The sequence below is a fragment of the Nocardia violaceofusca NBRC 14427 genome (assembly GCF_963869435.1).
GTDB classification, from domain to species: Bacteria; Actinomycetota; Actinomycetes; order Mycobacteriales; family Mycobacteriaceae; genus Nocardia; species Nocardia aobensis.
Map to the genome: position 1 here is coordinate 17,148 of NZ_CAWMPM010000052.1, position 21,766 is coordinate 38,913.

A 21,766-nucleotide genomic window follows, 5' to 3' on the forward strand; every position below is an offset into this window, starting at 1 on the left:
TGTCGACACCCTGCCGCTTCGGATAGCAGCAATGAGCGATGACCACGCCATGGACGAATGGCATCGACGTGTGCGATGGGACTACGAAGGTGGGGTGCCGTCGGACCATCTGACCGGCGGAATTACCGGGCGCATCGCTCAAGTACGCCCAGGACCTGACGGATACGGACTGGAGGTCGACTCCTGCGAATTCGACATGCCCGGCCAATACATCGTCCAGTCCAATGGAACGCTGAAATCAAATGCTCCCGGAATTGCCACTCGAGGCTACCTAGTGGCTCAGACGACAGACCAATCCCGCGCCGGAGACCAGTCGGCGGCTCCACGCTGGCTCTTATGGTCGTACGAACAGCCATCGATCACACGGGAAGATTGCGGGAGTTTGTTGCCGAGCCCCTACATCACGGTAACTCCGACACCAGTCGCTCGATAACGCTTGCCGGTAAAACACTACTTCGGCAGCGCGGACTCGACAGTCGAAGCAATTTCCTTAGCATGGTCACACGCGGACCAGTCGGTGAAAGCGCTCATACTTTCTATTTGTAGATCAATACTTCCATCCGGTCCTGGCATCACGACGTGGCACGTTTCATTTCCTAACCCCTTGTAGCTGATTGCCGGCTTACCGTTGATGGTCATCTCTTTCAGATCGCCCTGCTGCCGCTGGCGAAACTGATCCAACGTGATGTCTGTCGAAGAAATCGTCAAAGCTCCAACACGATGGGGTGCACCTTGAACGTTCTCTCGGCGCTGGAATGTGCAACCGATAAACGCATAGCCGGTGTGTACCTGGTCTGCGCGCTCTCTGGTCAGCGGATCGAAGCCAGCACTACTAATCGTGGCATCTCCAATCTGCTCACACGGATCGAAAATGACGGGCTTATTGCCCGCAGGATCCTGTTCCGGAGCTGGTTTGACTGCCGCCGCGATTACGGGCCGGTGACTGGTCGATGTTGTTGCCGAACTATCTCCGCTAGAGTCGTCAGCGTTCGTGCCGCACGAACCAAGGATAATTGGCATCACAAACAACGAGGCGATAGCTCTGAATGTTCTCATTGTACTTACCCCTTCGGCGGCACGAGACTCGATATCCTCTTGATCCTTGCGCTGTTGGTAGCATCGGCCTCGTCGATGAGACGACCGGCACGCAAGTATGCCTCTTGCAGACGCATCGCGCCATCGATCAGTTGAGTGACGACGCTATAGCCGTCGCGCGCTTTTCCTGAAAATCCTCGCTGGAGGTCTTTTCCCGTCTGGAACCCACCGAATCCCTGCGCCTCATAGACTCCTTCAAGCTTGCCTTGAATCGCCAACAACCTATCAATGGCATTCTGACAGAGCTGGACTGCCTGCCGAACGGCCGCCTCGTCGTAGTGGATTTCCCCGGCGGCCGCCGCGTTGTTGAATGCCTGAATCTCCGCCTGGCCGTAGTCGATCTCATCTGCCAACCTTTGGCCCCCTCACAGCTTCTTGACACGGAGAAGGTTATCAGGACGGGGCTACGATTCTCGGGCCCACAGCATGGCCGAGGTCCCGGCGAGGCCGCCTGACCGACCTCGGGGGTCGGCACCGGAGCGACGCGGCGGCACGCGGGTGCGTGAACCGACTCCGCTATGGACGGGATCGAGTGTTGTCGACCGGATAGGTGAGGACCGGCAGACGGCGCAGACCGCCGCTGATCTCGAAGGCCAAATCGGTGTAGGCGACGGCCAGTTCGGCGAGTCGCTGCCACAGGAAGTGACGGTTCGGTTCGGCCACAGGACTATTCAACGTGGTGTGCGCGTCCATGCTGTACTGGGCGATGCGGTCGATGACCATTCCGACCGACTCAGTGTGGAGGTATGAGGCGCCCAGCGCCTGCGGCAGGTTCGCAGCCACCCAAGAATCGATCGCACGCACCAGGTCGGCGCGGGAGCAATCCAATTCGTGGAAACTCCGATCGGTGGCGATCCTGCGAGCGGTATGGAGCGCGGCCAGTTTGCGGGCAGCGTGGAGAACCGGATGGTTCATCCGCACGGTGCCGTTACACGCTTCCAGCAGTTCGTCTTTGGACGGCAGTTTGACTATCACTGGGGCGACCTCCGTGAGTGAGTTAAGTGGCAGGGTTTGAGACTCAGCAGTCTTCGGTCAGCAGCAGATACGCCGCCTCCAGGTGGACGGTGCACTCGTCCGGCGGATGAGATTGGTGGATGGCTCGCAGCTCGCAAGCACGTTCACGAGTCAGCTCCAGTAGATGCACCCGGCAGAGGAATTCGGCCAACGCGCCATCCGCATGGACGAATGCCCTCTCCTGCAACGGATCCGGAAAGTTCACGATGCGCCTTGGGCCCGAGCTGTCGTCGTGATCGGCGGGCGCGCGTCCGGCACCTGGTCCGAGGGCGGCCAACACCCGATTCGGACATCGAGTACGAGGGGGACGAACGGTTCGATGCGTAGGGGCATCTCAACGCCATCGCTTTGATTCTTCCTGGAGCTGCCGTCGATCTGGCGAAGGGCGGCCGCTGCTTGGCGGGACTCCTGTTTGGTCAGTAGGACCGTCTGGTGCATAGCCAGGGTGTGCATTTTGCTGGACCTCGATTTCTTTGCCGGGCGATGGAGGTGCACCCGGCGCCGGGGGCTTGCGCCACTGGTCGACCTCCCAGGTCAGCCTGTGCGCCGCAATGGGTTACGGCGTCGGCCCGGGACCGGGTGCGGTCTGACCGTACGATTGCGATTGGCCATGCGAACGCCGAAATTGCAGGTACCGTTCCGGATATACAAAAATCCGTATATCCTCCTGCCCGGAAACGGTTTTCGAATAGACAGAATTCACAGACCGGGCGACAATTGGGGGCGTTGGATATGCATATGACGACCGGCGAAGTCATCCGACGGATCAGGAAGTCCATCGGCATGACCCAGGCCGAACTGGGTGAGTTGATCAACTTTTCCCAGCCGGCGGTCTCGGGCCTGGAGCGCGGCGGCCCCGCCGCATACGACCTTCGTGTCCTACGTCTCGTGGCCAGGGCGCTCCAGGTTCCATTGGCCATACTGGTAGTGGAGTCGGACGAGGAGGCAGACGTGGATCGTCGTCAGTTCTTCAGGGTGGGGGCGTTAGGAACCGTGGGAGCCGCCGCCATGGCGACGGCGGGGTCAGCTTCAGCAGCGGCGGTGTCCGGCATGAAGATCGGTGCCAGCGACGTTGCGGCGGTCCAAGACACCATCAACCAGATTCATGAGCTCGATCTCGTGGTCGGTGGTGATCGGCTGTGTCATCTGGCCGCTGGCCAAGTCCGCTACGTTCAGCACCTGCTGAACAGTGGAAGCTACACCGAAACGGTGGGCAAGAGCCTGGCAACCACCACGGCCGAGACCATGACCGCGGCGGGGTGGGTCCATTACGATGCAGGCCAGTTGGACCAAGCCCGTCGCTACTACGCCGATGCGGCACACACTGCGACGGCCGCCGCCGACGACATCGCCAGTGCGCATGCTCTCATCAATGCCAGCATCCTCAGCTACAGAGAAGGTGCACGGCAGCGGGAGGGAATCCACCTGGCCGATGCTGCACAAACCACCGCTCGGCGTCGCGGTGGACCGCAACTCCGGGCACTCGGCGCGTTGCGCGAAGCCGAGGCGCAGGGCGTTGTCGGCGATATGAACGCGATGAACAAAGCGATCAGCCGTGCCTACCGGGCCTACGAATCCGGACGAGGTTACGACCCGGAGTGGGTCTATCTGCCCGAGGCCGAATTGCGCGGACTTACCGGCCTGGCATACATGAATGCCGGCGATCACAAAACAGCCAAGACTCATCTCCAAGCGGCTATTGACAGTTCAGCTGCCTGGCCGCGCGAACATACCGGATGGCGCGTCTACCTTGCCGAAAACCTTGTGAGGGCTGGACAGTTCGCCGAGGGGTGCTCGCTGCTCACAGCAGACTACAAGACCATCGGGAGCGTAGCGTCGGCTCGCTTTCAGCGGCATCTTGAAGCCATAGCCCTGGCTGTCCGGCGACAGCACACAGTCCCTGAGGTCAAGGAGTTTCTGGAGCTCCGTGCCGTGAGGGCATAGCGATGCCGAGTCGGCCCGCCGGCGGTTAACCCGTCGGCGCCACCTGCACATCCGGAGCGGAGTAGTGAGCCGGGCAGTCTGGGCGGCGCCCGCCGCAGGCAGAAGTGGAAACACGATCCTGCTAATGAGGCCGGGGCTGGATTCCTACCCGGCAAATGATGCCGCCACGCTCTGCGGTGTCCGATTGCGATGCCCGAGAACCTGCTTCGTGGTTGTTGTCCGGAATTCGAAAGGGCTTCGGCCGCAGGGTTCTTTTCATCGCCCGCTTGACATCGGCACGGCATGGAGCGTCTATATTGGTGGAACGACGCCGCGACCCTGGTAGGGGTCACCATTCGGCGTGGTTTCCGTCCCGGTCGGGACATGACCGAAGACTCACAATCCCGCAATCCAGGGAGGAATTGTCATGTCCGCAGGACAGAAGAACCGCTCCACCACACGCTCCGCGACCGGCGCGTCCGGTAACCCGGTCGATGAAGCCGTGACGATCGATGGAGGGCTGCTGCATGGATCGGCGCCATGTTGACCCAATCGGGTATCCGGCCCCTACCGGGTCCAGCCGCGGCGGTTCATGCGTTCGAAGCAGGCGTCGTCGGCGGCTTGGATCTCTTGTCCAGTCATGTGACGGCGTAGCTGTGGTTGAGGGTGGGTGTGTCAAGTGTTTCGCGGATGGCTTTCAATCCGGATGCGACACGGTCGTCGGTCGTGAGGGGCGCAGTGCCGCTGCTGCTTTATGGCGTGCGTCGTTTTCTGCTTGTGCTGTGCCTTGCAGGCAGGATCAGCGGCGCAAGTTGAGCGCCGAGCCGCGCCGTGTCGCGGGGCCGTTTGAGGTCGCGGAGGTGTTCGGCGGAGTCGACGGTGGCGATGATGGTGCCGTTGGCTGCGGTGTCGGTGCCGGTGATCGCCGCCAGTTCCGTCTTCACCTGGGCAGTTTGATTCATTTCCTCGATGGTGGCGTCGAGGTCGGGGTCTCATTCATTAATCAGGTCCCCGAACTCGGCCCGGATCTCGGGTTTGTTGCCGGTTTCGGTGATGAATTGGAGAGGGCTTCTGAGCCCGAAATAGGTTTCGATGGTTTCGCGTGTGGGGTCGGCGCCGTGGGCGCGTAGCACGCGGATCGTCTCTACGGGGTTGCCGCGTTTGGCGACTGCTGCCCAGTAGATCGCGGGCATTCCCTTGTCGGTCAGCGCGTCGATGTCGGCGCCGGCACCAAGTAGACGGGTCACGACATCGGGGGCGCCGGCGTTGGCGGCGAAGTGCAGCGGTGTCCAGCCTTGATCGTCGGCGAGGTTGCCGTCTTCGGTGTCGAGGAGCTGTTCGACCTCGTCCAGGTTGGCGTCGCGGGCAGCATAGTGCAGTGCGGTGCGGCCGAATTCGTCGAGCTGGGTCATCTATTTCTGCTCCCGTCGGTGCTTGCGGCCCACCCACGCGATTCTGGTGCAATGTGTGGAAGCGATCGAGCAACCCCTCAACTTTCGGACTTCCCTCCGCCAGAGGCAAAGGGGTGCGGTTCGCCGGTCAATGCTGAGAGAGCCGCAGCCGTTTCGGACAGTGTGGCGCGCACGTAAGTCATTGTTGCGCCGACGTTCCCGGCATCTGAGGAGTGGCCGGCGTAGGCGCGGGCGATGGCATAGCCGAAGTTGCGTTCGACCCATGTGAGTGTGGTGTGGCGCAGCCAGTGGGCGGTGATTTGTTGGGTGCGCACCCAGGGGAGGTGGCGTCCGATGCGGTTCCAGAGGTGGTCGTAGCGTCGGCCGGTGATTGGTTTGCCGTTGCGGTAGCGCAGTAGTTGGCCGTCGGGGTCGGTGCCGCGGCCGGCGTGGGCGAGTAGTGCGCTGGCGAGGGTGGGGGAGATGGGTTGCCAGCGGTCGGATTGGTCTTTTTCGCGCAGCCAGAGCAGGCAATGGTCCTGGTCGACGTCTTGGGGGCGCAGGGCGAGTGCGCCTCCGCGTCGACAGGCTGTTTCGATGTGCAGGCGCAGAATGAGAGCGTCGAGTTCGGGGTCGTTGCCGGTCGTTTCAGCGATCCGGACTATTTGTGATAGTTGCTGGTCGGTGAGCGCGCCACGTGGGCTCGGTGCCCGTCGCGGCTTGACCAAGGTTGTTGCAGGACTGTCGGTTAGTGCGAGGTAGCCGTCGTCGTGGGCGTGGCGGTAGAGGCAGCGGATGGCGGCGACCATGTGCTCGGCAGCGGAGCGGCCGCCTCGGGAGTTGCGTCGCACGATCGCCAGGGTTCTGGCGGTCTCGACCAAGCGTTTGAGTTCCGAGGCGGTCGGTTCGTCGAGTCGCCGGTCGTGCCAGAGGGTTTCGATGCGCGTCCAGTAACTCGCGTAGGCCCGCGATGTTCCGGCCGGTACAGCGGTGCGGAGTCGCGGAATGTAGTCGCCGAAGGTGGGCGTGGTTGTCGAAGTGGTGGCGTTGTTCACGAGGTCTTCGGGGCGCACGCCGAGGCGTTGCAACAAGATGCGGGCGGCCTCGATATCTGTGGGGTTCATTGCTGCGCTCGGTCGTGCTCTGCGGATCGAGACAGCATTGCTTCGAGTTTTGCCGATGGATAGATCCGGAGGCGGGGAGGGGTGAGCGCGGCTACGAGCATTTTGTCGCCGGAGCGGATGTCGGCCGCGTGTCGCAGTGACGCCGGCAGGTAGACGTGGAGGCTCGGGCCTATTCGAAGGTCGGCCTCTTGGCTGTTTGCAGTTCGCATTTCGATGCAACCGTCGTCCAGCGATATCGAAAGTAGCTGCCCCGGTGTCCATGCGAGATGCCGAATTGGGCCTGCAATGGCTAGCCTACCGCCGGGGCTGACCGTCGAAAGAGCGATATATGGCACTATCCGACGATTGCCGGATTTCGGTTTCAAGGACGGGAGCGGCAGGCCTGGAGCCAGCCGAGTCGTGTTTTCCGTCCGGGTGGTCGAGGTGTCGGTATCGGCGGAGTGGCGGCCGACACCGAAACGTGGAGAACGCAACATAGTGGCCTCGATTCAGCTTCCAGTAATCGAGTCCTCGCGTGCGCCAGCTCTCCTCAAGAGTGACACCTTTGCGTTGGAAATGAAAGCAGGTACTCGAACCTTGACATCCAGAGCTCCGGGCTCGGGCTTGATGCTCCTCTCGGCCACCACTGCGGGCCGCAGCCAATTGCCAGGGCTTGCTATATGACTGGTCTCTCATTCACTGCTGCTTCGTAGAAGGCAACGGCGAGTGCAGCGACGTCAGCGTCTACGCGAGGGTCGTTGCTGAAGTAGTATCCAGCTAGGGCGCCGTCGGCCCCCTGACTGTCAATGACCGCCTCGGTGACCGCCGCTCGGAAGTCCTGCGACTCCATGAACTGCTCCTTGGAGTTCGCCATAGCTTGTCGGACCAGCTCAGGGCGTGTGAGTAGCTTTCCCATCAGGACGTCCTCGAGCTGAGCTGCAGTGAACGACTCCGAGTGGTCGTCCCCTTCCAGGGCATCCTCGCGGTGGATACTCTGCGCCAAATCCAACAGTGTCTGGCCGTCATCGAGTTGCCAACGAACAGTTCCTTGGTTTGCTACCGGGCGGTCGTCCCATCCAGCGTCGATCCACATCTTGGTAACCAAGCCCGATGCTGAGTACTGTTGGCTGTCGTACGTCCAGAGGATCGACTTGCTGCGGTGGTTGACCCACGTGGCCTGTCCTCGACGCTCGTCGGCAGCAAGCCAATCGACCAACGCGAGACGCTCGGGCTCTGTCCGTGCCACGAATCGGAGCGGCGTCCCGTCCTTGATCACTCGGCGGTCGACCAGCAGCGGGACGGTGTTCTGTCGGCGCGGCTTCCGCGGCGGCACGGGCTTTACGGGGACTTGGAATCCATCCGCGAGTTGCTCGAGGACCTGGTTGGCCAGTATCTGGCTTTCGGCGCTGGAACGAAAGAGGGCTCGGATCTCTCGTCGCGAATTGGTCTGCTCAATTAGATACGCCAGGTGGCGCACCAGCTCGGGCACAAGTGCCGGGACCTTCTCCAAAACTTCGCTGTCCCAGTCGAAGTCCGGGTCACCGATACTCGCGCCACCCAGGAACTGGAAGATCAGATGGGTGATGAGCAGCCCGCCGTGTTCGGCGATGGATGCTTCGCGGCCCAACCGTCCTTCGGCGTCGGCACCCAGGCTATGCCGTCTCTCGGTGTCGGCACCCAGTCTGTGCACCTCGCTACGTGTCGCGCGGAGAGTCAGCACCGACCGCCAGACCGTCAGCGGTGATGGTTCGCGCTTGAAGAGGACTGTGTGACTGCCCGTTGGTCCCTGCTCCCACAGATTCTCGGTGGAACTGTTGGCCCGTGCCGAATGGTCGGCATCCGGGTGCAGGCAGGCCAGTGCGAGGCCAAGTTCGTCCAGGGAGCACCCGGTGTCCGGTGCTGCGACCAGCTCGCCACGCTTGACGACGTAGTGCTTGCGCAACTCGGCACGCAGATTGGCCTTGATCGCCTGATGGACAGGTTCGAGGGCGATATGGTCGCGCTGCTCGATCGCGTTCTGCCGGTTCGCTGCTTGCGAGACGTCTACCGCGAGTTGTTTGTCGCCTTGCGTGTTTATGACCTTGATGCTCAGCATCGCGTTGGCAGCGGCCTCACCGTCGTCGTGCATTGCTCGCGCGATCGAACGAACGGTTTGTGCGCCGTTGACGATGCTTGCGCCGTTGACCGACAGCGTGGTCGGCCTACTTTGTGGCGACCGAGCGCTGTCGTGCTTTGCGGTCAGCCCGTTGCAGATCATGGTGATTCCGTTGTTCAGATACCAGAATTTCCCGGGAGCCGTGGTAAGTGTCTGACCGATTGTCGCGTTGGTGGTTGTAGTGCCAAGGGGTGCCCGGAGGTTGTGCTCGAACAGGGCGATCCCGTGTTTCTCGAACCAGTCAGCCACACTCTCGGCCGCGACGCTGCCTTGGTAAGCGTCATACGGCCCTTTCTGCTGGTACCAGTCGTCGAGTCGGACTTCCAACGAGATCGGAGTCGGGCGCAAGTCCTCATGAATCTGTTCGTGGAAATCGGAAGCGTACAGCGTCTCGATGGTGAATCGGGCACCGGATCTTCCGAATACGCCAAATGCGTTTTTGAGGACTTCCAGCGCTGGTTGTTGCGGTTTCTCCGCCCCCATCAAGGCGATAACCAGGACCACGTGCCCGGAAATGAAAATTGAGCGGGACTGCTGAGCGAGGTCCGCGGCGCGCTGATTGAACTGGCTGTAGAGTTCTTCGTCAATCCGGTTGAGCCCGTCGATCATGGCTTTCGCGGCGTCGACGTCGAAGGTCGCCGAACAGCTGCTGCTCCACTTCGCCTGCACGAACAGGACCCGACCCGTGTCCGGCAGCGGCGCGATGGCGTCCAAGCCCTGGTCGGCGATACCGTCGGTCACGAAGCTGGCCGCCTCTGCCGCCGAGCACTTGGCCACACGCCGAACTGCCAGTGCGGCGAGTGCGCGCGACAGGTATCGGTTCTCGTAGTTGGGCCCTTGCAGGTTGGCGATGTCGCTGTCGTCGATCAGGCCGTCGAAGGTCTCGTGCAGCTGCTCACGAACTTGCGTGACCTGACGACGGGTATCCGCTTCCAGCGGTGCCATGGTTGTCCGTCCTCCATCATCTTCGGTCTATCGCGGGAGCGGGGCGTCAAGGGAAAACGTCGAACCATTGCCACGAGGTCGCGTGCTTAGATCAATCACGAGTAGCGCGTGGCCAATCACCCGTACCGAATCGGCAACCAAATTGATGACATCGTCCAGCAGCAGATTTCGTGAGCCGAACCATCCGTCACGAACGAGCCGGGCGAAATCGGTCGGTACCAGATGACGACTGAACCTGGCAGGGGTCGAACGAGGTCGGCCGGCCTCCGTCAGGACTTGCGTGATCGGATAAATGGATCCAGAACTGGTCTGCGCCAAGCCTGGCGTGAATGGTTGGTCGTCATGTATCCGAACGAAAAGCGGATCCTCAAGCAGCCGAAAGTCATCAGTCTTTTGCTCAACTGTCGGTGTTGCGTTCCTGGCCCTATCTCTGAGCGTGGCCAGGAGTGTGCAGCTGTCGGGCGACGCGAGCATCTGCGGCTGCATGTACCGTAGAATTACGAGAGTGCCGGTGGACGCATGGAAATAGTAGGCATCAATTGAGGCGTTGCTTGACGAAACTGCGGTCCCCGAGACAATTGTCGTCAGCTCGAGATGGTGGCGTGGCGCGTGTCGATTGGCGCCATCAATGAATGTACGGGATGTCAAGTGTCCTAGTTTGCCGAGAATATCGTCGATTTGCTTCTGCGTGCAGCGGTCGAACGCTAATTGGACCGCGTCACCTCCAACCCCACTGAGAAAGCTATGATCGGCCGAGGTTCGATCCCAGTCTTTGATGCTGGGAATGCTGTTCGGGGTTAGCCCAGCCACCTTGGCGAACAACAACACCGCGTCCCGCTCGTCGCGCCACCGGAGGGCGCGCTCCGTCCAATCGGGCCGCTCGTCAAGCAGATCCGTCAACGTCTTCAGCTTGGCGGCGTCACTCTTCAGTAATTGCGTCAGACTGGTGAGAATGCTGACAACGTTCAGGTTCACCGGGCCTGTGACCCACCGGTCGGGTCGATGGTCGTCGGACCAGTCGTTCGGTACGTCGACCATCTCTTGTAGCAGGTGAATGTGGGAGAGGGTCACCTTCTGGTCGGCGTCAGTCTTGTGGCCGGCCTTCACAATTCCTACTCCCCAGATCTGGTCAGCGAGTTGGTCGCCGGCGCCTGCGGCCCGGTCGGCTGGTACGAGGAGGATGGCTAGGTGCGGCTTGGAGCCGGGCCAGTCGCGACAGCTCTGCGAGTACGACCACTCTTTTCCAGAGGACACGCTGATCTTCGCGCGGAGTTCACTGTCGGGCCGCAGTACAGCCAGCGGCACGACTTGGGTTGAGTCATCGGCCTCTGGTTGTCGTCTTCGTGCCAAGACCAGCTATCCCCCTGCTTCTGCTCCATCGCGCGTGGACCAGATTAGCTTGCAGCATAGGTATTTTCACATTGGGGTGACCGTGGTGTGGTCGATGGTCGTCAGGCGGATGCTGTCGTGATCGTCGACCGCCGCCCTCGTCTGGCGGCTTGCTGGTCCGCAGGATACCGCGGTGCGACATGATGTTCTTGTGGCCGACCCCTGTGGGCTGCGCTGTCTCCGCTCGGTGGCACGCACGCCTACTCGCCGGCCCAACCGTTGCCGTCGAGTGAGAACGTAAGGAGCCACGTGAGCGCCCTCGGTAGTTTCATCTGGTCGATCGCCGACCAACTTCGGGGTCCTTACCGCCCCAACCAGTACGGCAACGTCATCCTCCCGCTCACCATCCTGCGCCGCCTCGACTGCATCCTCGAACCCGACCGGGACACGGTCCGCGAGCTGGCCGCGAGATTCGACAACCCGAATCGGCTCAAGGTCGAGGTCAAGAAGGCCACCGGCCGGCCGTTCTACAACACCTCCAACTACTCCTTCGACAACCTCCTCCAGGACGCCGACGGGCTGGCGGACAACCTAGTCGACTACATCGACCGGTTCTCCGCCGACGTCGATGTGTTCGAGTACTTCGACTTCAAGAAGGAGATCCTCGCCCTCGAGAAGGCCGAGCTCCTGCGTGAGGTGCTCACCTCGTTCAAAGGCGTTGACCTGCATCCGGATACGGTATCCAACGCCGACATGGGCGACGCGTTCGAGTACATCATCCGCAAGTTCAACGAGGCCGCGAACGAGACCTCCGGAGACCACTACACACCGCGCGACGCGATCCGGCTGCTGGTCGACCTGCTCTTCGCCGAGAAGGACGTCGACCTGACCGAGGACAACATCGTTCGCACTCTCTACGACCCGACAGCCGGCACCGGCGGCATGCTCGCGCTCGCCGAGGAGCACCTGCTGGCGCAGAACCCCGATGCGAAGCTGACGTTGTTCGGGCAGGAATACAACCCGCAGTCCTACGCGATCTGCAAGTCCGACCTGCTGGCCAAGGGCCACGATGCGACGCACATCGCCTTCGGGAACACGTTGACCGAGGACGCTTTCCGGGGCCGTAAGTTCGACTTCTGTATGTCCAACCCGCCTTACGGTGTGGACTGGAAGCAGTACGCCAAGGCGGTCACCAGGGAACGTGACGCGGCCGGCCCCTACGGCCGGTTCGCACCCGGCCTGCCGGCGACCTCGGACGGGCAGATGCTGTTCTTGCTGCACTTGGCCCACAAGATGCGGGCGCCCGAGGACGGCGGGGGCCGGGTCGGCATCGTTATGAACGGGTCGCCGCTGTTCAGTGGCGCCGCGGAGTCTGGGCCGTCGAATATCCGAAGGTGGTTGCTCGAGAATGACCTGGTCGAGGCGATCGTGGCGCTGCCGACCAACATGTTCTTCAACACCGGGATTGCGACATACATCTGGATTCTGGACAATACCAAGCATCCCGAGCGCAGGGGTTTGATCCAGCTAATCGACGGATCGTCGTTCTGGACCAAGATGCGCAAGAACCTTGGCGCCAAGAACCGTGAACTCAGCTCGGCGGATCGCGCAAGGATACTGAAGTTGTACGACGCCTTCACCGCCGCAGATCCCGACTACAGCAAAGTGCTGGATAACAACGAGTTCGGCTACTGGGCTGTCACCATCGAGCGCCCGCTACTGACCGAAGGTGGCAAGCCGTCGGTTGATCGTATGGGCAACCCGAAGCCGGACCCCAGGAAGCGCGACACCGAGAACATCCCATTCAACTACGGCGGTTCGACCGAGGGGCCTGAGGGCAAGCTGGAAGTGATTCAGCGGTATTTCGACGCTGAGGTGAAGCCACACACCCCGGACGCGTGGATCGCTTGGTCCAAGATCAAGACCGGGTACGAGATCCCGTTCACTCGGCACTTCTACAAGTACGTGCCACCTCGTCCCCTTGCGGAAATTGATGCTGATCTGGAGAGACAGATCGCTAAGATCCTCGTGCTCCTGCGTGAGGTAGAGCAGTGAAGGGTCCGCTTTGGGACAGGTTGCCCGAGGGGTGGTCAGCGGGTCAGGTCAAGAACGCTGCAGCGGTAACGCTTGGAAAGATGCTGCAGAGCAAGGACTCCGGTAACGACGTATTCGCCCCGTACTTGCGGGCCGCCAACGTGCAGCCTGACGGTGTGTTGGCTCTCGACGATGTGAATGAGATGTGGTTCCGCGAGTCGGAATTGACACAGTTGAGCATCCGGGCGGGGGACGTTGTCGTCGTCGAGGGTGGTCAGGGCGGCTTTGGTCGCGCGGCGTACGTGGGTGAGGATCTGCCGGGCTGGGGATTCCAGAACTCGATCAATCGACTCCGACCGTTGGACGGCTTCGATGGACGGTTCCTGACGTTCTATCTAATTGCGTTACGAGCCAGCGGTTTCATGCGGGCGTACTCCAATGTCGTCTCGATGCCGCACCTCACCGCAGAGAAACTGGCGAGGTTGCCGTTGCCTCTTCCCCCTATCGAGGTACAGCACGCCATCGCCGACTACCTCGACCGCGAGACTGACAGCATCGACACCCTGATCGAGGCGCAGCAGCGCCTGGTCGAGATGCTCCGCGAGCGTCGCCATGCGGCTGTCGAGGAAACGGTTGCCGTTGTCGGTGTCGATGGTGCTCGCCTGAAGCACATCATCCGATCGGTGCGGCAGGGATGGAGTCCACAATGCTGCTCGTGGCCGGCGGATGGCATCGAGACATGGGCCGTGCTGAAAGCGGGTGCAGCAAACGGTGGTCGGTTTCGCCCACTAGAGAACAAGGAACTGCCCGACGACGCGACTCCGCGCCCCGAGATCGTCGTACGTCGCGGCGATCTGCTGGTATCGCGTGCAAACACCCGTGAACTGGTCGGGAGTGCGGCCGTGGTTGACGGCGACTATCCGAGGCTCATGCTCTCCGACAAGCTTTATGCGTTCTCGCTTGCTGAGAACCAAGCGGATCCGCGATTCGTGGCTGCAGTGCTTGGGAGCCGACGGTGGCGTGATCTGATCGAGTTGGAGGCCACTGGCGCGAGCTACTCGATGCTCAATATCAGCCAGGCCGATATCGTGAACCTTCCGATGCAGCTGCCCTCGCTGGAGGAGCAGCGTCGACGTATTGCCTTCTTGGACAACGAGTCTGCCAGAATCGAAGCTCTCATCGCCGAGACCGAAGGCTGCATCGAACTCGCGCGCGAACGCCGGTCAGCCCTGATCACAGCTGCTGTAACGGGTCAGATAGATACACGGAAGTAGGCGTTATGGTAGACCACCACGAGGTCGTCTTCGAATCTGAAATCTGCGCTCACCTCAACGCTCACGGGTGGCTGTACTCGGCAAACGACACCAGCTACGACCGGGAACGGGCACTGCTTCCAGATGACCTGTTCGCCTGGCTGCGGGCCACCCAGCAGCTGGCGTTCGAAAAAGCTTTGAAGGCAGCAGGTTCGGAGACGAAGTTCCTCGACGTGTTGACCACCGCGCTCGACAAGCCCCTCGAACACGGCGGCGGAACACTGAACGTCCTGCGCAATGGAGTGCAGTACATCGGTGGCGGCCGGTTGAAGATGGCGCAGTTCCGGCCCGACACCAGCCTGAACGCGACCACCGTCGAGCAGTACGCCGCAATGCGGGTGCGGGTAATGCGGCAGGTGCATTTCTCCACTGCCGACAAGCGCAGCATCGACCTGGTCTTTTTCGTCAACGGGCTGCCTGTAGCGACCGTAGAGTTGAAGACCGACTTCACCCAGTCTGTGGACGCGGCGATCGACCAGTACCGCAAGCAGCGCAACCCGGTCACCAACGGCCGCCCGGAACCGTTGTTGTCGTTCGGGCATCGGGCACTGGTCCATTTCGCTGTGTCGAACGACCTGGCCGCGATGACCACGAAGCTCGAGGGCGAGAAGACTTCCTTCTTGCCGTTCAACATTGGCCACGACGGCGGCGCCGGCAATCCACCTGCGGCGGACGGGAAGTCGGCGACGGCGTATCTGTGGGAGCGGGTCTGGGCGAAAGACGCCTGGCTCAACATTATCGGCCGGCTAATGATCGTCGACACCAAGGACGAATGGGACGTCGCGACCGGAACGTCGATGCGGCGCACCAGCATGCTGTTCCCGCGGTTCCACCAGTGGGAAGCTGTGACGAACATCGTAGCCGCCGTCACCGACGAAGGCGTGGGTAAGCGATATCTGATCGAGCATTCGGCGGGGTCGGGGAAGACAAACACCATCGCCTGGACCGCGCACCGGCTGGCGCGGCTGCACGTCGACGATACGAAGGTATTCGACTCGGTGATCGTGGTCGTGGACCGTACAGTGCTCGATGGACAGTTGCAGGAGGCGGTCCGGCAGATCGACGGGTCCGGGAAGATCGTGACCACGATCAGCCCGGAAGACGTCCGCAAGGCCGGCGCGCAATCGAAGTCCAGCCTGTTGGCGACGGCGTTGAAGAACAGCGACCTGATCATCGCGGTGACGGTGCAGACGTTCCCGTTCGCGCTCGACGAGATCCGCGCCGACATCTCGCTGCAGGGGCGGCGGTTCGCGGTGATTGCCGACGAGGCGCATTCGTCGCAGTCCGGGCAGATCTCATCGAAACTCAGGGCAGTACTGACCGCAGAACAGGTTAATGAGATCGAAGACGGCGGCGAGATCGATGTGGAGGCGATCCTCGCTGCGGAGATGACCGAACGGGCTGAGTCGCAGAACATCTCCTACTTCGCGTTCACTGCGACCCCGAAGAACAAGACCCTGGAACTGTTTGGCCGCAAGGGGCCCGACGGGAAACCGGTCGAGTTCCACCTGTACTCGATGCGCCAAGCGATCGAGGAGGGCTACATCCTCGACGTGCTGCGCGGCTACCAGACTTACGACACCGCGTTGAAGATCGCCGAGAACGCCAAGAACGGCGGCGACGAGGTCGACGAGGCCGCAGCCCGTAAGGGGATGATGCGGTGGGTGTCGCTGCACCCGACCAACATCGGGTCGAAGGTGCGGATCATCGTTGAGCACTTCCACGCCAATGTCGCTCACTTGCTGGAGGGCCAGGCGAAGGCGATGGTGGTGACCGACTCCCGCAAGGCGGCGGTGAAGTACAAGAAGGCGATCGACGCCTACATCGCCAAACGCGCAACCCTGGACAACTCCTACACGTACCGCACCCTGGTCGCGTTCTCCGGCTCGGTGACGATGGCCGACGACGAGGAATGGGTGGCCGAGTGGGGTCCTCAGCCGGGTAGGGATGACGAGTTCACCGAGGCCAACATGAACCCCGGCGCCGGCACGGATCTGGCCGCGGCACTCAAGGGCACCTCGTACTCGATCATGCTGGTGGCCAACAAGTTCCAGACCGGCTTCGATCAACCGCTGCTGACAGCGATGTATATCGACAAGAAACTGTCCGGGGTGACGGCGGTGCAGACGTTGTCGCGATTGAACCGCACCCACCGCACTGCCGGCGGGGAGCGGAAACGTAAGACGTTCGTCATCGACTTCGCCAACAAGGCCGACGACATCCGAAAATCGTTCGAGCCCTACTTCACCAACGCCACCCTCGAAACCGAAACCGATCCGTACGTGGTCGTTCACCTGGTCGACAAGCTCGCCCAGGCCGGGATCTACACCACCGCAGAGGTGCAGGATGTCGCAGCGATGTGGGTGGGCCGCAAGGGCAACAGTGCGTTGTCCGCCGGAATCAGCCCGGCCAAGAACGAGTTCGGGCGCCGGTACGCGGCGGCGAAAGAGGCAGACGACACGCTCACGCTTAACGCTCTCGACCTGTTCCGCAAGGATGTCTCCACCTACGTGCGGCTCTACGACTTCATGAGCCAGATCGTCAACTACGCCGACCCGTACATGGAGATGCTGTCGATCTTCCTGCGACTGCTGGAGAAAGTCATCGCCGAATCTTCGTGGGCCGCACCGGTCGACCTGTCGGATGTGGTGCTGGTCGGGGTCAGGCACACCAAAGCCTCCGCGGTGGACATCTCGCTGACCGGTGACGGTCAGCTAAAGGGCATCAGTGCCGCCGGCTCTGGCACGAAGAAGGAGCCGAAATATGTTGCGCTGCAGGTCGTCATCGACCGGATGAACGATTTGTTCGGTGCTGAGTCGTTTACCGCGTCGCAGGTGCGTGAGTTCGTGCAGGGGCTGGTGGAGCGGTTGCTGGCGTATCCGGACCTGGTGAAGCAGACGAGAGTGAACTCCAAGAAGCAGTTCATGGAGTCGCAGGACTTCCAGGCGGCGGTCAGCGAGGCGGTGATCGACAACCAGGACGCCCACAACACGATGGCGGACTACTTCTTCAGCGACGGGCCCGGGATAAACGGGGTGATCATGGCGCTCGCGGATGCGTTCTACGAGGCGGCCACCGATCAGCTGTCATAAGGGTGAAGTAGGCATGATGCTGGCACAGCCAGGTTTGTGACTGAGGTTCCTCCGCTTAGCCGGAAAGCGAATGATCTGGTCCGGCTGGAACCCAGATGGGTAACCGGCTTCGAACTGGTCCGGTGATCGCCAGCATAGTTTCTTCAGGATGCGCTGGGTGTTTACCAGCCGTCGACGTAGGCGAACAGTGCGTTCTCGGTCTCTTCGCGGGTCCGCCACGCGTGGGAAACCACCGCGACTTCGGAGTTGGTCCTTTTTGCCTGTATGGGCATCGACCGCGATGACTGCGTGCGTTCGGGGGTTTGCCGTCCGGTGAACGCGGCGGACAGACGAGGGCAGCTCTTTTGCGTTCGAGCGGAAGATGTTTTGCTTTCGTGATTGGTCAGGCCGCGCCGCATCGGGTCGTCGGTTCCGCGGCGGTCATGGCGGCTGAACTATGGGCGCTTATCGGACGCGCTCGAAACGCTCGGGCCGATCTGTTGGTCGGGCCGCTGGCAGCTGCGGCGTCGATCGGCTTGCATGGGTATGCGTGTTCGACCGAGACAGCGTGATGGTCGAGATGATGAGTGCGGAGCTTACGGTAACGCGCTTTTCGAAACGCTTCCTACGACGCCGCTTTCAGAGCGATGCACGACATTGGTACACACCGGTCTGCGGGAGTCAGCGTCCTCCCTCGTGTCGCTGCCGAGGACGAAAAGAATCAGCGGGGTGTCGCCGATTGACGACGTAGGGCTCTAGAGACCGAGATCGTAGCCAGCGCCGGTGTCCGGTCCCGCGTGGTCGAGAAGCTCTGGCTCGAAACCATCGAGTTCGACACCCTCTGGTTGGGCGATATCGATAGCGTCTTGGGTCGCTCGAGCCTGTGGTGACGGTTCGGTGGTCGTTTCTGCGTGGGTTTCGTTGCTCGGCGCGGCGGGTGGCTCGGTGAGGTCGAGCCGGTGCCAGAGGGCGGCGGCGGGCATGTCGTCGGGCAGTGGGCGTTGGTTGGCCGCGGTGGTGAGGAGGGCTTCGATGTCGTGGCCGGCATTGGCGGCGGTGTCGAGGTGTTGGGCGAGGACAGGCCACCAGGGGTCGGTGGTCAGGCGCGTGTCGATGCGTTTGGCGAGCCCGGACCAGGTGTGGGTGGCGGTGTGCAGGTCGCCGATCGTGTCGATGATGCGGGTGTCGAGACGGTGTTGATGGTGGCATTCGGCTGTCGGGTAGCGGCGGGGTCCGGTGGGGCGCAGGTCGGTGTCGGGGATGTGGTGTGCGGCTCGCCATATCGCGAGTTGTGTTGTGAGCTCGCGGTTTTCGAGCAGTGTCCGCGCCCATGGGGGTGCGGTTGCTGGTGTCCATGTTTCGGCGTCCGCATTGATTCGGGCGACGAGTGTGGTGATGATGCGGGCGCGTGCGTGGAGCTGTCGGGTGGTCTCGTGGTCGGGGAGTTCGGTGGGGATTGCGCTGGTCCAGGGCAGTGGCCCGGTGCTGGTGGAGTGGGTTCCGGTGGTGTCGAGGCGCCAGTCGAGGACGGCGGCCGGGTCATGTGCGGTGTCGAGTTCTCGTTCACTGACGGCTTGTTGGAGCGCGCGGACCGGGTCGTGTCCGGTGATGGCGAGGGTGGCCAGATGCTGACGCAGGACGGGGTAGGCGGGCGCGTCGGTGAGGCCGGGTAGCAGTTGTTCTGCGGCGCGATCGAGTCGGTCCAGGACTTCTTCGCCGAGGGTGTTTTCGACGGCCAGGCCGATGGCGTCGTGGTAGGTATCGATGGCGTGGCCGAGTCGTTTGTGGGGGTCCAGGGTGTCGCGGAGGTCGGCGTGGGCGCTGGTGTGGGTGGCGTCGCGGGCCAGGATGCGTTGCAGGGTCTCGGTGCTGGTCCGCGGAAGGACGGCGGGTTCCGTCCAGGCGGAGTGTTCGTCGGCGTCGCTGGTGGTTGCGATGTAGGCGTGGTTGGCGTGGATGCCGCGGGTCATGGCGACGTAGAGCTGGTTGCGTGATTCGTTGCCGGTGAGTGCGGTGTGGCAGGTGTCGACGGTGATGCCTTGGGCGGAGTCGATGGTCATCGCGTAGCCGAGGCGCACGTGTTCGGCGATGTAGTCGGCGGGTAGCACGGTGGTGGCGCCGGGTTGGCGGCCGGTGCGCAGGTGTGTGGCGGTGAGGCTGCCGTCGGAGTGGACGGCAGTGATGGTCCATCGGTAGCCGTTGCGTACCCAATCACTCTCACCGAGACGGGTGCGTGGGTTGTTGCGTCGGGTGCAGATGACGTCCCCGACCGACGCACACTCTCCGTCGGCGACAACGACTTCCGGTCCGCGCGGTGCGGGGGTGCGGGTGAGTCGGTCGGTGCGGGCGCGTGCGTTGAGTTCGGTGACGAGGTCGTGGGTGGGGGCGAGCATGAGGGTGTCTCGTCCGGCGTGGTGGTCGGCGAACCATGCCATGTAGGTCTTGTCCGCGATAGCGGCCGGTGTTCCGGAGTGGATGCGCTGGTGGTCGAGGTAGTAGCCCAGACCGGCGGGGTCGCCCTCGCGCAGGGCGAGGCTGGCGGCGGCTTCATGGGGGTCGGCGAATCGGACGACGTCGGTCATGGTGACCGTGTTGGTGGTGGTGAGGTCGGTGGCGGTGCCGCCGGGGTCGATGGAGGGTAGTTGTGCGGTGTCGCCGAGGCAGCGGATGGTGGCGTCGCGGTGGGCGAGGAATTCGAACAGTCGTAGTCGTTTGTCGTCGCCGAGTTTGACGTGCTCGTCGACGATCACCAGGGTGCGGGCATCGATTTCCAGCAGCCATTCCGGCAACTGTGGCGGATAGGGAGAGTCGGTGATCGTGTGAGCGGTGGCTGTGTGCTGGTCGAGGATGTGCAGTAGACGGTCGACGGTTTCGACGCGGATACCGGCGGTTTCGGCGAGGACCGCCGCAGCGGCGGCGGTGGGCGCGAGGCCGACGACGGTGCCGCCGGAGGCGTGCCATGCGTTGACGAGTACGCGCATCGCGGTTGTTTTGCCGGTGCCGGCGGGCGCGTTCGCGACCGCGATGCGCAGGGATGAGGACGCGAATTCGGTGACCACTGCGACCTGCCCGGGATTCAGCGGCTTGCCGTCATTGGCGGGATCGGTGTTGTAGGAGTCGATCGCCGAGGCGACCACATCGGCGGGGAGGGTGCGGGCGCCGGGTTGTATGGAGAGGTCGAGGAGGCGTTGTTCGGTGCTGAGCCGGCGCGCGGAGGTGTAGGTCTGGCTGCCGGGAACGGTGTAGACAGTGGTGCCGTCGCGACGCTGGAAGACTGTCGGTGGAGGTTGGAGAACGGGTTCGGCGGTGATGTCCGGGTCGCCACGCGCGAGAGATCTTGCAGGCGAGAGGGCTTCGCGGACGACGGCTTCGACCACGTTCGGCCACTGCTTCGGATGGAGGTGACCGCGGGCTTGGCGTTCGGCTTCCGCGCGGATGTGGTGGTGCTGCCACACCGAGCGTTGCCCGGAAACGACGGCGACGACCTCGTCGGCGGTGCGAGGAATCCACGCCTCGTCGATCGCCGGGCGAGCATCTGTAGGGCGATTGAGCACCGACGAGACGGTGGCCTCGACAGCGTTCGGTCCGCCGAGAAGTGTTGCTGCGTCGGTGTGCCAGTCGTGGCGTTGCTGGGCGTAGGAGCGGGAGAGGTGTTTGGCGGGGCGAGTTTCGAGGGTCGCCCTCTCAGCGAGAGCGAACAGTTCTTTTGGTGTCGGTTCACGACCGAGCTGCTGTTGAAACGACACCGCGAGCGTATCGAGTCGTTGGGTGATGGCGGCGTCGCGGCGTGACCAGTAGCGGATCAACTCGGGTGGGATGCCGGTAATTTCGCGGATCGCGCGCTTGTTGGGTGTCGGTGCGGCGCGTTCGGTGAATTGGATGCCGAGGCTGGTTTCGAGGTGGTGTTCGAGGCGGGTGTTGTAGATCTCGCTGACCACGACCAGGTTGCGATAGAAGTGGGTCGCATCCAGGGTCCGCCATTTGCCGTCGAGGGTGCGCACCCGGTTGGCGATGAGCATATGGGTGTGCAGGTCCGGGTCACCAGCTCGTGATTCGCGGTGGGTGAAGCGCGCGGCGACGAGGCCTTCGACGTCGACCTGCCGCACACCGCCCGTGCCGAGACGGGTGTAGGTGGCGTTGTTTTCCAACCAAGCGATGGCGTCGTCGACGGCCGCGTTGTGAGCCGCCTGGATGGCATCGGCGATGGGTTTGGGGGCGATGGCCCACACTGCGGAGACGCTTTTGACGGGGGAGAAGGTGATGTCGAACCCTGCGACCGCTGTCGATTGCGGGCGGGAGATGCGGGCGACGAACCCGGACAGTTCGCGATCGTCGAGCGGTGCGCGGTCGTAGTTCTCCACGAACATCGCGGTCGCGACCTCGGTCCGGATGC

General features: G+C 62.5%; 15 protein-coding genes. 5 read left to right on the plus strand and 10 right to left on the minus strand.

What is annotated here, in order from left to right; all coding sequences use genetic code 11:
* Window positions 1-450: 450 nt before the first annotated feature.
* The 4 genes from AC5592_RS33205 to AC5592_RS33220 all read right to left on the minus strand — a co-directional run bounded on the left by AC5592_RS33205 (window position 451) and on the right by AC5592_RS33220 (window position 2,314).
* Entirely contained in the window at window positions 451-1,056 is a 606-nt protein-coding gene (locus tag AC5592_RS33205) for a DUF3558 domain-containing protein (protein WP_084507584.1), read from the minus strand.
* 5 nt (window positions 1,057-1,061) lie between these two features.
* Complete coding sequence (locus AC5592_RS33210) at window positions 1,062-1,448, minus strand: hypothetical protein (RefSeq protein ID WP_063066467.1); 387 nt, start codon at window positions 1,446-1,448, stop codon at window positions 1,062-1,064.
* Window positions 1,449-1,611: 163 nt separating this feature from the next.
* On the minus strand, window positions 1,612-2,070 hold the full coding sequence (locus AC5592_RS33215; protein ID WP_063920442.1) for a DUF4254 domain-containing protein: 459 nt from the start codon (window positions 2,068-2,070) through the stop codon (window positions 1,612-1,614).
* A 43-nt stretch (window positions 2,071-2,113) separates the two neighbouring features.
* Window positions 2,114-2,314: a hypothetical protein gene (locus AC5592_RS33220; protein WP_063066468.1), complete on the minus strand. Its 201-nt coding sequence runs from the start codon at window positions 2,312-2,314 to the stop codon at window positions 2,114-2,116.
* Window positions 2,315-2,847: 533 nt separating this feature from the next.
* On the opposite strand from AC5592_RS33220, the gene AC5592_RS33225 reads away from it, so the two are divergent.
* On the plus strand, window positions 2,848-4,053 hold the full coding sequence (locus AC5592_RS33225) for a helix-turn-helix domain-containing protein (protein WP_198164007.1): 1,206 nt from the start codon (window positions 2,848-2,850) through the stop codon (window positions 4,051-4,053).
* 731 nt (window positions 4,054-4,784) lie between these two features.
* On the opposite strand, the gene AC5592_RS33230 is transcribed toward AC5592_RS33225, so the two are convergent.
* From AC5592_RS33230 to AC5592_RS33250, 5 genes are all read right to left on the minus strand, one after another.
* Window positions 4,785-4,976, minus strand: a complete 192-nt coding sequence (locus tag AC5592_RS33230) for a hypothetical protein (protein ID WP_198164008.1) — start codon at window positions 4,974-4,976, stop codon at window positions 4,785-4,787.
* A gap of 48 nt (window positions 4,977-5,024) precedes the next feature.
* Window positions 5,025-5,444: an ankyrin repeat domain-containing protein gene (locus tag AC5592_RS33235; RefSeq protein ID WP_063066472.1), complete on the minus strand. Its 420-nt coding sequence runs from the start codon at window positions 5,442-5,444 to the stop codon at window positions 5,025-5,027.
* A 77-nt stretch (window positions 5,445-5,521) separates the two neighbouring features.
* Window positions 5,522-6,547 carry a tyrosine-type recombinase/integrase gene (locus AC5592_RS33240; protein ID WP_063066473.1) on the minus strand — a complete coding sequence of 342 codons (1,026 nt, stop codon included), beginning with the start codon at window positions 6,545-6,547 and terminating at the stop codon, window positions 5,522-5,524.
* Between the two features lie 655 nt (window positions 6,548-7,202).
* Window positions 7,203-9,626 (minus strand): AIPR family protein, encoded by a 2,424-nt coding sequence (locus AC5592_RS33245; RefSeq protein WP_063066474.1) that lies wholly within the window; start codon window positions 9,624-9,626, stop codon window positions 7,203-7,205.
* A 27-nt stretch (window positions 9,627-9,653) separates the two neighbouring features.
* The gene (locus tag AC5592_RS33250) at window positions 9,654-10,931 is read right to left on the minus strand and encodes a hypothetical protein (protein WP_063066475.1); all 1,278 of its coding nucleotides are present in this window, start codon (window positions 10,929-10,931) and stop codon (window positions 9,654-9,656) included.
* A gap of 333 nt (window positions 10,932-11,264) precedes the next feature.
* On the opposite strand from AC5592_RS33250, the gene AC5592_RS33255 reads away from it, so the two are divergent.
* The 4 genes from AC5592_RS33255 (at window position 11,265) to AC5592_RS33270 (ending at window position 17,945) form a co-directional block, all read left to right on the plus strand.
* The gene (locus AC5592_RS33255) at window positions 11,265-13,010 is read left to right on the plus strand and encodes a type I restriction-modification system subunit M (protein ID WP_063066476.1); all 1,746 of its coding nucleotides are present in this window, start codon (window positions 11,265-11,267) and stop codon (window positions 13,008-13,010) included.
* Window positions 13,007-14,263 (plus strand): restriction endonuclease subunit S, encoded by a 1,257-nt coding sequence (locus AC5592_RS33260; RefSeq protein WP_063066477.1) that lies wholly within the window; start codon window positions 13,007-13,009, stop codon window positions 14,261-14,263. The genes AC5592_RS33255 and AC5592_RS33260 overlap by 4 nt, the downstream gene beginning before the upstream one ends.
* 5 nt (window positions 14,264-14,268) lie before the next feature.
* Window positions 14,269-17,394: a type I restriction endonuclease subunit R gene (locus AC5592_RS33265; RefSeq protein WP_063066478.1), complete on the plus strand. Its 3,126-nt coding sequence runs from the start codon at window positions 14,269-14,271 to the stop codon at window positions 17,392-17,394.
* 302 nt (window positions 17,395-17,696) lie between these two features.
* Window positions 17,697-17,945 (plus strand): Scr1 family TA system antitoxin-like transcriptional regulator, encoded by a 249-nt coding sequence (locus AC5592_RS33270; protein ID WP_371507563.1) that lies wholly within the window; start codon window positions 17,697-17,699, stop codon window positions 17,943-17,945.
* A 183-nt stretch (window positions 17,946-18,128) separates the two neighbouring features.
* Here AC5592_RS33270 and mobF read toward each other — a convergent pair.
* Window positions 18,129-21,766, minus strand: a 3,638-nt coding sequence (mobF, locus tag AC5592_RS33275) for a MobF family relaxase (RefSeq protein ID WP_157122408.1), incomplete at its 5' end; no start/stop codon positions are given.